General features: G+C 70.5%; 10 protein-coding genes. 5 read left to right on the top strand and 5 right to left on the bottom strand.

Going from position 1 to position 9,962, the window contains the following annotated elements; all coding sequences use genetic code 11:
- Positions 1 to 143 precede the first annotated feature (143 nt).
- Complete coding sequence (gene xseA, locus AC08OJ_RS15830; protein WP_476593769.1) at positions 144 to 1,358, top strand: exodeoxyribonuclease VII large subunit; 1,215 nt, start codon at positions 144 to 146, stop codon at positions 1,356 to 1,358.
- Positions 1,359 to 1,427: 69 nt separating this feature from the next.
- Here xseA and AC08OJ_RS15825 read toward each other — a convergent pair whose 3' ends face one another.
- On the bottom strand, positions 1,428 to 1,691 hold the full coding sequence (locus tag AC08OJ_RS15825; protein WP_476593770.1) for an exodeoxyribonuclease VII small subunit: 264 nt from the start codon (positions 1,689 to 1,691) through the stop codon (positions 1,428 to 1,430).
- A gap of 549 nt (positions 1,692 to 2,240) precedes the next feature.
- Between AC08OJ_RS15825 and AC08OJ_RS15820 the strand changes: the two genes are divergently transcribed.
- Positions 2,241 to 2,447 (top strand): hypothetical protein, encoded by a 207-nt coding sequence (locus tag AC08OJ_RS15820; protein WP_462187145.1) that lies wholly within the window; start codon positions 2,241 to 2,243, stop codon positions 2,445 to 2,447.
- A gap of 56 nt (positions 2,448 to 2,503) precedes the next feature.
- Here the strand turns inward: AC08OJ_RS15820 and AC08OJ_RS15815 are convergent, their stop codons facing one another.
- Positions 2,504 to 3,079, bottom strand: coding sequence for a DUF4245 domain-containing protein (locus AC08OJ_RS15815; RefSeq protein ID WP_462187146.1), 576 nt, complete (start codon positions 3,077 to 3,079; stop codon positions 2,504 to 2,506).
- Positions 3,080 to 3,517: 438 nt separating this feature from the next.
- Here AC08OJ_RS15815 and glpX point away from each other — a divergent pair, with 438 nt between their 5' ends.
- Positions 3,518 to 4,522, top strand: a complete 1,005-nt coding sequence (gene glpX, locus AC08OJ_RS15810; RefSeq protein WP_476596120.1) for a class II fructose-bisphosphatase — start codon at positions 3,518 to 3,520, stop codon at positions 4,520 to 4,522.
- Between the two features lie 128 nt (positions 4,523 to 4,650).
- Positions 4,651 to 5,478 carry a sterol desaturase family protein gene (locus tag AC08OJ_RS15805; RefSeq protein ID WP_476596119.1) on the top strand — a complete coding sequence of 276 codons (828 nt, stop codon included), beginning with the start codon at positions 4,651 to 4,653 and terminating at the stop codon, positions 5,476 to 5,478.
- Here AC08OJ_RS15805 and AC08OJ_RS15800 read toward each other — a convergent pair.
- The 3 genes from AC08OJ_RS15800 to AC08OJ_RS15790 form a co-directional block, all read right to left on the bottom strand.
- Complete coding sequence (locus tag AC08OJ_RS15800; RefSeq protein WP_476596122.1) at positions 5,382 to 6,218, bottom strand: polysaccharide deacetylase family protein; 837 nt, start codon at positions 6,216 to 6,218, stop codon at positions 5,382 to 5,384. The genes AC08OJ_RS15805 and AC08OJ_RS15800 overlap by 97 nt on opposite strands.
- Before the next feature lie 385 nt (positions 6,219 to 6,603).
- Positions 6,604 to 7,170: a DUF6542 domain-containing protein gene (locus AC08OJ_RS15795; protein ID WP_476596121.1), complete on the bottom strand. Its 567-nt coding sequence runs from the start codon at positions 7,168 to 7,170 to the stop codon at positions 6,604 to 6,606.
- Positions 7,171 to 7,316: 146 nt separating this feature from the next.
- On the bottom strand, positions 7,317 to 8,768 hold the full coding sequence (locus tag AC08OJ_RS15790) for a DNA recombination protein RmuC (protein WP_476593773.1): 1,452 nt from the start codon (positions 8,766 to 8,768) through the stop codon (positions 7,317 to 7,319).
- A gap of 127 nt (positions 8,769 to 8,895) precedes the next feature.
- Between AC08OJ_RS15790 and ychF the strand changes: the two genes are divergently transcribed.
- Positions 8,896 to 9,962 (top strand): redox-regulated ATPase YchF (ychF, locus tag AC08OJ_RS15785; RefSeq protein ID WP_476596118.1); only part of this gene is annotated, 1,067 nt, incomplete at its 3' end.

The raw sequence follows: 9,962 nt of genomic DNA, 5'->3' as shown, positions 1-9,962 counted from the left end.
TGATCAGAAACCCGGCCGGTCAACGCATCGAAACCCCATGTGCGGAAGACAGAACGAGGCGATGCATCACCCGATGGCGACATCGTCCGGTCCGGCCGTGACGAGGGCCGCCGACTGTTGTAGGGCGAGGTTACGGTGCCCGGGTGGCACTGACATCGTCCCCGGAACAGCCGCTGCCGGTCCGCAGCGTGTCGCGCGCGCTGGGAGACTGGATCAACCGGCTGGGGCGAGTGTGGGTCGAGGGGCAGGTGACCGGGATCGTCCGCCGTCCCGGGATGGGAACGGTCTTCCTCACCCTGCGGGACCCGGTGGCCGACGTGTCCCTGCGGGTCACCTGCCCGCGCGCGGTGTGCGACGCGGTGGGGCCGGCGCTCGTCGACGGGGCCCGCGTCGTGGTGTGGGGCAAGCCGTCGTTCCACCCCGGCCGAGGCACGCTGGCCCTTGCGGTTGTTGAGATTCGCCCGCTCGGTGCCGGTGCGCTGCTGGCCCGGCTCGAACAGCTCAAGGCCACGCTGGCGGCCGAGGGGCTGTTCGCCGCGTCCCGTAAGCGGCGTCCTCCGTTCCTCCCGGCGGCCGTCGGTCTGATCACCGGGCGGGCCAGCGCGGCGGAGCGGGACGTGGTCGAGAACGCGCGCCGTCGCTGGCCGGCGGTGCGTATCGTGTTACGGGAGGTGGCCATCCAGGGGCCTCTCGCGGTCGCCCAGGTCATCGACGCGCTGCGGGAACTCGACGCGCGTGCCGAAGTGGAGGTGATCGTCATCGCTCGTGGCGGCGGGTCGCTGGAGGATCTGCTGCCCTTCTCTGACGAGGCGCTGCTGCGGGCCGTCGTGGCCGCGCGTACCCCGGTGGTGTCGGCAATCGGACACGAGCAGGACACCCCTTTGCTCGATTTTGTCGCCGACGTCCGCGCCTCCACACCGACGGACGCGGCGAAGAGGGTGGTGCCGGACGTCGGTGAGCAGGCGATCGCGGTCGCCCAGCTGCGGGCCCGGGCCCGGCGGGTCGTCGAGCACCGGCTCGACCGGGAGGAACGTTGGCTGGCGGACACCCGGGGGCGCCCCGTGCTCGCAACGCCCACGCGCGACGTGGGCCGCAGAGCGGACGACGTGTCGGCGCTCCTCGCCCGTTCGCGCCGCTGCGTCCGCCACATGATAAATGTGACCGGGAACGATCTGGCCGCCACCCGGGCCCGGATGCGCGCGCTGTCGCCGGCGGCGACCCTCGACCGCGGGTACGCCGTGGTGCAGCGCACCGTGGATGGTGCGGTTGTGCGCGGGCCTGCCGAGGTTGCGGCCGGGGACGGGCTCGCCATCCGGGTGGCGGGCGGAACGCTGCGCGCGACGGTCGTGGACGGCTGAGCAGGCCCGGCGGCCCGGTCGGCTGGAGGGGCCGCTCGCTCAGGAGACGCTCAGGAGATCAGGAGACGCTCAGGGGAGTGGAGTCGCCGCGGCCAGTCGAGCGCGGGCGCCGTCGAGCAGCGCCTGACAGGTCCTGGCGAGCTCCTCGCCTCGTTCCCAGAGGATCAGTGACTCCTCCAAACTCACCCCGCCGGCCTCCAACCGGCGGACGACCTCCTCGAGTTCGGCCCGCGCGGCCTCGTAGGTGACCGGTGGGGCCGGGACGCCCGGCGGGGGGACATCGGCGGAGCCCGAGGCGTGACCGGTAGGGCTGTCGTTGAATGCTTCGGGCATGGCCACCTCCGTGCCGCCTCTGCGGCCCTCTATCCTCTAGAACCCTCTATGCCTCTACAACCCTCTACAGCGAGGTCCGCTCAATCCGTGGACCGCGCGGTTCCGGGCCAGCCCCGGCGGAGCGGGGAGGCCCCCTGCCTCGGGGTGCCATCGGCGTTTGCGGCTCGGTCCCGGTGGGCTATCGGTGATTACGGGTTCGGCCCCGACCCAGCATCCACCGTTGGGCGACCCGACGGCCAGGGGGCACCGGCGTGGCGATTTCCCCTCCGCCCGACCAACATGATATCCAACAAGGAACAATCATGGCTGAACCCGGTCGGTCCGGTAGAGATCCATAGTACAAGGTCGCTGCACGGCGTTTCAGGTCGGTCGCGGTCCGAGACGGACCGCGACCGACCTGGCACACCGGCCGTTACCCGCAGGACATCCAGTCTGGAGGTAGCAATGCCCGCGCTACGCCCGACGCCTCGTCGCCGGCCTCTCGGCGACCTCGCCCGAGAGCACGCTCCGCCTTCGGTTGCCGCCGTGGGTGCCGTGCCGAGGGGTGGGATGACCGGGACGCGGGGTGGCGGCGCCCACCTCGGATGGCGGATGCCGACGACGGGCCCGCTGCTACGTCGGGCGGCCGGGCTGGTCATCGGCATGGCGATTCTCATCCCGGCCGCCACCGCGCTGGAGGGTGGGGGCGAGCCACCGGCCGCAACGGCCGTCGCACCCGCACGGCCTCCCGTCATCGCGGTCGCCGTCCAGCGCTGACCGGGCGGCTTGCACCGACCGGGTTCCCATCGACCAGGCTCGCACCGACGGCGCGATCAGTTCGTGGCGGCGGGAACGACCGGTCGCAGTGACGCGGCGAGGGTGACCAGATCGGCCTGATTCGCCCCGCCTTTGCCGCCTCCATCATCCACGATCACGGTGACGCCGCCGTCGGTCCGGGTGAGCGCGAGATGCCCATCGCCGTCCCGGCGTTGCTGCCAGGCGACGCCTTCCACATCGACCGTGCCGTTGGCCGGTCGGTTCCCCAGGATCCGCTGGACCGCGGTGGGAGCGTTGCTCTCGACGAAGCGAGCGAACGTCCGATGGTCGGGCCGATCGACGACATAGCCGATCGTCGCCTCGGCGGGACCACCGTCGGCACCACCGGTGGGCAGCGTCAGGCGGATGGAGGTCGGCTTCCAATAGGAGGGCAGGCCAGCCGGCCCGAGTGGGGAGTAGGGCGCCTGGCGGGCGAACGCCGCCATCGGCTCACTCGTCGCGACGACCTTGACCGTGGGCTCGTCGCTTCCGCGGGGCATGACGAAGATGACGAAGAGCAGGACACCCGCCATGACTACGGCGAGAGAGAGCGCCATGTCTCTGATCGTTTCCTGACCGCGTCGTCGTGCCACGTCCCCATCTTCCAGGTCTGAGCCCCCGGATGGGCACCCAGACCACGTCTGGGCGGCTCATAGGGGTGGTGGCGTGTTCAGGCTCTCGCCCGGCTGGAGGGCCTTATCGGGGAGCGCGGGGTGAGGAACCGGCCACGCCGGGACCTGTCGGGCAGCCGTCACGCCCCCTCCGCGTGACGGCTGCCCGATGCTTCGTTGGACGCGCGTACCGGGTTGAAGGTTGCGTGCCTCTTCGGCGGATTCGAGGTGTCGTGTCGACGACAGGCCGGATTTGCCGGACGGCCGCAGGCACACCTTCGCGGCGGGATAAGGTCATGAAGGTATATTTGGCGTCACTCTGGGCCTAATCTCGGGCGCCGACGGGGCTCCCGAACTAGGCTCGGGGCCGTGTCTTCCACTGCTGAATCCTCCGTCTCCAGGCCTTCCGACGCCTCGTCCGTGCCCGACACGCTGGCCGTGCAGGGACAGGCTCCGGATCGCAACCTCGCGCTCGAACTTGTCCGGGTAACCGAGGCAGCCGCGCTCGCCGCGGCGCGCTGGGTCGGCCGTGGTGACAAGAACGGCGCGGACGGGGCCGCCGTCGACGCGATGCGCCGACTGGTCGGCACCGTCTCGATGCGCGGGATCGTCGTGATCGGCGAGGGGGAGAAGGACGAGGCCCCCATGCTGTTCAACGGCGAGGTGGTCGGTTCGGGGGAAGGGCCCGAGTGCGACGTCGCCGTGGATCCCGTGGACGGTACGACGCTGACCTCCAAGGGGATGAATAACGCCATCTCGGTCATGGCGGTCAGCGAGCGTGGCTCGATGTACGACACGAGCGCGTGTTTCTACATGGAGAAGCTGGTCACCGGCCCGGAGGCGGCCGGGGCGGTGGATATCACGGCCTCGGTGGAGGACAACATCCGCGCCGTGGCGAAGGCCAAGGAGATCCTCCCGCGGGACGTCACCGTGGTGGTCTTGGACCGGCCCCGGCACAGCCAACTGGTCGAGCAGATCAGGGCGGCCGGCGCCCGAGTTAAGCTGATCTCCGACGGCGACGTCGCCGGAGCGGTGATGGCCGCCTCGGCGGACACCGGCGTGGACCTGCTGCTAGGGATCGGCGGCACTCCCGAGGGGATCATCACGGCCTGCGCGGTGACCTGTCTGGGCGGAGTGATCCAGGGCCGGCTGTGGCCGCGGGACGACGCGGAGTATCGCAAGGTCGCCGACCTCGGGGGCGACCCGACCCGGGTACTGTCCACCCGGGACCTCGTCGACAGTGACAACGTCTTCTTCGTGGCGACCGGCATCACGGACGGCGAACTGCTCGCCGGGGTGCGGTACCGGCCGGGCGGGGCGAACACGTCCTCGCTGGTGATGCGGTCACGCTCGGGCACCATCCGCCGAGTGGACAGCCAGCATCAGCTCACCAAGCTGCAGGCGTACTCCACCGTCCCGTTCTGAGCCGCCGCTGTCCCGGTCGCCACTCCGGTCGCAGCTCCGATCCAAGTCGCCGGTCCGGTCGGAGTTCCGTACAGTTTCCATGCTGTTCCGGTTCCGTTCCGATTCCGATCTGGTCGGGAGGTGGTCGCATGGTGCTCTACCCGCGACCTTCCGTCCCCGCGAGGGTGTTCGCGCGCCTCGACCCCCCGGGACCGCACGGCAGCGCCGCGGAGGTCCGGACGCTGGCGGGTGCGGCACGCAGGTTCCTGCGCCATCCACGGCCCCCCGTCCTGCTTGGTTGCGTGGGGACGCTTGCCGCCCTGCGGGCGGTCCGAGGCCCGTGGCGGATCCGGGACACCGGCGTCGCGGTGGCTGCCATGGCGGCGCAGCCCTTCGTCGAGTGGAGTGTGCACCGGATACTGCTCCACGCCCGGCCGGGCAGTCGGCTGGGATCGATCGGTTACCAGCTTGCCGGATACGGGCACGAGCAGCATCACCGCGATCCGACCAACCTCGACACGATGTTCTTGCGCCCCCGCGAGGTGATCAGCGGAACCGTCGCCGTCGCGGCGCCGGCGCTGCTCGGGCCGCCGTGGGCGGCGACCGGCGCGCTCTGCCTCGGGATGGGTGCGCTCGTCTACGACTGGACGCATTTCCTCATCCATACCCGGGTCCCCCCACGCACGGCCTACTACCGGCGGTTGTGGCGAGGGCATCGTTTGCACCACTACCGCAACGAGCGGTACTGGCTCGGGGTGACCAGTCCGCTCGGTGATCTGGCCCTGCGCACCGACCCGCCGCGGGACGCCGTGGCACTCTCGCTGACCGCCCGCGGGCGGAGTACCGCCGCCACCCCGTCTGCTCAGTTTGTTCGGCCTGCTCAGTGCTCCGGCAGGGCCTGTGATGGCGAGCTGAGGCTGGGGGATGCGAGGTCGCCCGGGTCCCCGGTGCCGGTTACCGGGCCAGGATCAGGCTGACCGAGCCGGGGGGTGAAAAGATCGGGCTGATGGGCTGCGCGCCGAAACCGATGGGTGTGGGCTCGTGGCACCGTGAGAGGCGGCGCGGGCCGCCCGACGCCTTCCAACCACGCGAGAAGCCGGCTGTCGGGCGTGTTCGCCTCGACGGTCAACCGAGCGAGGGCGAAGCGGTCGTCGGCGGGATGCGAGAGGACGTCGCGTACCGCGCAGGCCGAACTGTAGCCGGCCGAGATCACAAGCTGGCGTACGGACGGGTCGTATCCGCCGAGGGGATAGGCGAACGTGCGAGGTTCGTCCCCGGTCGCCACGGCCAGCCGACGACGCGACAGCGTCAGTTCGGCAATCACGTCGGTCCGCGCCAGCTCGTCCAGCCGCCGTCCGGTGTGACCGGATCCGCCGATTTCTATCCCGAGACCCCGTATTCGATGAAGGTCGGTCCGGTTGAAATAGCCCGGATCACCGACCCGCGAACTGGTCACGAATACCGTCGCCGTCAGACCCGTCTCGGCCAGCCGGCGGAGAGCCTTCAAGGTTTCCACGCCGCCGTCGTCGAAGGTGATGACGACCGGGTTGGCCGACGAGGTGGCCGCGCGCAGGGATGCGGCATATTTCGACACGGTGAGCGTCTGCCGGCCGGAGGCGGCGATGATGGCGCAGTGCCGCATGAAGGTCGAGAAGGGGATCAGCCGACGTCGCGGGCCGCGTGGCGGCTGCGTGTCGAGAGACCGGTAGCGCAACATCGGGATCACCGGGGTTCTCCCCGCTGAGCAGGGACTGGCGGTCACCGGGACCCGGCCGGCTCACCAGCGGACAGGACGTGCTCGCCGGAGAAAGCGTGAGACGTGCACGACAAGCGGGCCTCCCTACGTCCGCCGCCTCCAGGGGATGCGGCACCCGATAGGTCAGTGGAAGTGCGCCTGAGCGGCGGGTGCGTGATGCGACATGGAATCTAGCACGAGCTGTGGCAATAGGTGTGGTCGCGTTGCCGGTTTTTGTCATCGGCCGTTCCAGCTACATTCCTGTTATTGTTTTTATTGAGGGCGCGGATTTACTCATGGGTCGGTTGTGGCGGTACGGCCGACCTGGCGTGGGGAACTGGCGCGGGGAAGCGGCGGTCCGGGCCTACTACGACCGGCGTCGGCGCTCGGCGGCCGACTGCGAGAGGGAACGTTGCCGCTCGCGGCGCGCCATCTGAGCGCGGCGACCCCGGAAGAGCGCGATGACGGCCACCAGGATGAAGGCCGTCAGCAGGATCGGAGCGTGAAAGATCATCTCCGAGCCGACGTCGATGGCCTTGTTGCGCAGGCCGGAGCTGCCGTCCCCGGCCGCGGGGTTCAGGTAGCCGACGCCGAGGGCGATGAGCGCGTAGGCGAGCGGCGGCATGATCACTACGCCGATGAGGTCATCCGCATGCACGCGGACCGCGGCGAGGACGCACGAGCCGATGAACAGCACGGCGAAGGCGAACTTCAGGGAACCGAAGATCGCGGAGTCCACGATGGCACCTAGCCCACCGAGGACGAGGACGAGGATGCCGGTGCCGAGCGCGGTGAGGCCCCGGCGGCTGCCCGTGAACAGCGTGGGCGGCGGCCCATCCGCCCGACTGCGCGAGCTGCGGGCGTACAGATCGTCATGCCCGCGAGCGCGTGCGGATCTGCCCGGCGGTCCGGCCGACTGCCGGTGAGGCGGCACACTCACGAAGGCAAGGTACCGCCCGCAGATTTCCAATGCGTCAGGGCGATGCGCCAGACATGCGCATCAGCTCTCGTATTTGAGCTTTCGGTGTCGATCTCACTGCTTTCCGTTGCTTAAGCCTCCTTATGCTAGTCGTCTGCGTCTCATCTGACCGGATCTGCGCCGTCAGAGGTCTGATACCCGGCATCGACTCCGAGGTCCTCTATGGCGCCACCCCGCCCGGTCGTCGCGCCCTCCCCGGTACTCCTCAGGAGCTCGGCGGCGGACAGCGGCCGCACGCCGGTCTCCACCGGAACCGGACTGGGGAGCCCCGCCTCGACGACTTCCATGGCCGCGAGCCGGCGGGCAGGGGTCAGCACCCGGCTTTCCAACGAGCCGACGGTGGCGTTGAAGTCCCCCACCGCCCGGCCGAGCGAGCGACCGAGGCGATCGACGTGTTCGCCCAGGGTGCCGAGGCGGGTGTAGAGGTCGCGACCCAGCTCGAAGATCTCTTTCGTCCGTGCGGTCAGCGCATCCTGAGTCCAAGCGTGGGCGATGGTGCGCAGCATGGCGATCAGCGTGGTTGGGGTAGCGATGATGACCTTCTTGCCGGCGGCGTGTTCGAGCAGGCCGGGATCGTGATCGAGGGCAGGGGCCAGGAACGCCTCGGCGGGGACGAAGAGCACCACGAACTCCGGGGACGACGGCAGCCGCCGCCAGTAGGACTTGGCGCCGAGGCCGTCGACATGCGCACGCAGATGGCGGGCGTGGGCGGCCATCCGGCGCGCGCGATGGTCCTCGTCCGTCGTGTCGGCGGCCTCCAGGAACGCACTGAGCGGAACCTTCGCGTCGACGACCACGTTGCGGCCACCGGCAAGATGGACGACCATGTCGGGCCGTTGCGGGCCGTCGTCGCCCTGGATCGTCATCTGCTCGGTGAAGTCGCAGCGGTTGAGCATGCCGGCCACCTCCGCCACCCGGCGCAGCTGCATCTCGCCCCAGGCACCGCGGGCCTGGGGCCGGCGCAGCACGGTCACGAGCGCGGCGGTCTGCGACCGGAGGTTCTCCGACGCCTCACGGGCGAACCGCACCTGCTCGACGAGCGCCGCGTAGGCCTCGGTGCGCGCGGTCTCCAGCTCCCGCAGCCGGTCTTCCATCCGCCCGAGGGCCTCCCGCAGCGGCGTCACCATGCTCTCGACCGCCGAACGACGGGCGTCGAGGTCGCCGCGGGCACGGGCGCCGGCCTCGTCCAGCCGGGCGGAGGCCAGCTCCACCAACTGACGGCTCGCGCCCTCCAGAGCCTGCGCGGACAGCGCTCGGAAGCTCTCGGCGAGCCGGTCCTGGCTCTGCTCGACCAGCGCCACCCGCTCGGCCGCCGCTCGCTGCTCGTACTCCAGCACGGTGCGCAGGCTGGACACGTCCGACTCGGCCAGCATCGCACGCTCGGCAGCGGCGGCGGCGGCCTCCCGGGCCTGGTCGCGCTCCCGCATGGCGGCGGCGTGCGCGGCCGTGAGCGCGGCGACCCGCGGATCGGCGAAGCGGCGCGCGGCGGCGAATCCGCCCATGGCGCCGAGAGCCAGCCCGATCAGGGCCAGCAGCGCGCTGGTCGTGTCCACGGGAGAGAGGCAATCACGGCCCTCCGACAGTTTCGCGCGGTTTCGCGGTGAGTCGGTCCCCGGCGGGGCGGCCGCAGGGCCCGTAGCCGTGAGGTCCGTAGCCGTGAGGTCCGTAGACTGACCGGCCATGGGCCTGTCGATCGGGATCGTCGGGCTGCCCAACGTCGGCAAGTCCACGTTGTTCAACGCCCTGACGCGCAATGAGGTGCTGGCCGCGAACTACCCGTTCGCGACGATCGAGCCGAACGTGGGCGTGGTCGGGGTGCCCGATCCGCGTCTCGGCGAGCTCGCGAAGCTCTACGACAGCGCCCGGACGGTGCCGGCCACGGTCAGCTTCGTGGACATCGCCGGCCTGGTCCGAGGCGCGTCCGAGGGGCAGGGCCTGGGTAACCGCTTCCTCGCGAACATCCGCGAGTCCAACGCGGTCTGCCAGGTCGTCCGGGTGTTCTCCGATCCTGACGTGGTGCACGTCGAGGGCAGGGTCGACCCGGCCGACGACATCGAGACGATCAACACCGAGCTGATCCTCGCCGATCTGCAGACCGTCGACGCGCGCCTGCCGAAGCTGGAGAAGGAGGCCCGGGCCGACAAGGCGAAGCAGCCGTTGCTGGCCGCGGTGAAGGCCGCGCGCGAGGTGCTTGACGCCGGCCGCACGCTGTCCTCGGAACCGAAGATCGATCGCGACGCCCTGCGGGAGCTTTTCCTGCTCACCGCCAAGCCCTTCCTCTACGTCTTCAACGTCGACGAGGACGTCCTCGCCGATCCCGGTCGGCGCAAGGAACTTGTCGGGTCCGTCGCGCCCGCGGACGCGATCGTGCTATGCGCCAAGGTCGAGGCCGAACTGGCCGAACTGGCCGAGGCCGACGCCGCGGAGCTGCTGGCCTCGCTCGGCCAGGAGGAGAGCGGCCTCGCCCAGCTGGCCCGGATCGGTTTCCACACCCTCGGGCTCCAGACGTTCCTGACGGCCGGCCCGAAGGAGGCCCGGGCCTGGACCATCAGGGCCGGGGCGACCGCGCCGGAGGCCGCCGGGGCCATCCACACCGACTTCCAGCGTGGCTTCATCAAGGCCGAGATCGTCTCGTACGACGCCCTGATCGCGGCCGGTTCGATGGCCGCCGCCCGCGCGGCCGGCAAGGTGCGCATGGAGGGCAAGGACTACGTGATGGCCGACGGCGACGTCGTGGAGTTCCGCTT

Source organism: Frankia sp. CgKIO3 (assembly GCF_977946435.1).
Note: the sequence above shows the minus strand (reverse complement) of the source record. Positions and strands in the feature narration are given on the sequence as shown.

Bases quoted from the DNA above. Each gene is read 5' to 3' on its own strand.
- AC08OJ_RS15825 (WP_476593770.1), bottom strand. From the start codon at position 1,691: ATGCCCGAAGCATTCAACGACAGCCCTACCGGTCACGCCTCGGGCTCC.
- AC08OJ_RS15805 (WP_476596119.1), top strand. From the start codon at position 4,651: ATGGTGCTCTACCCGCGACCTTCCGTCCCCGCGAGGGTGTTCGCGCGC.
- AC08OJ_RS15800 (WP_476596122.1), bottom strand. From the start codon at position 6,218: ATGTTGCGCTACCGGTCTCTCGACACGCAGCCGCCACGCGGCCCGCGA.
- AC08OJ_RS15820 (WP_462187145.1), top strand. From the start codon at position 2,241: ATGACCGGGACGCGGGGTGGCGGCGCCCACCTCGGATGGCGGATGCCG.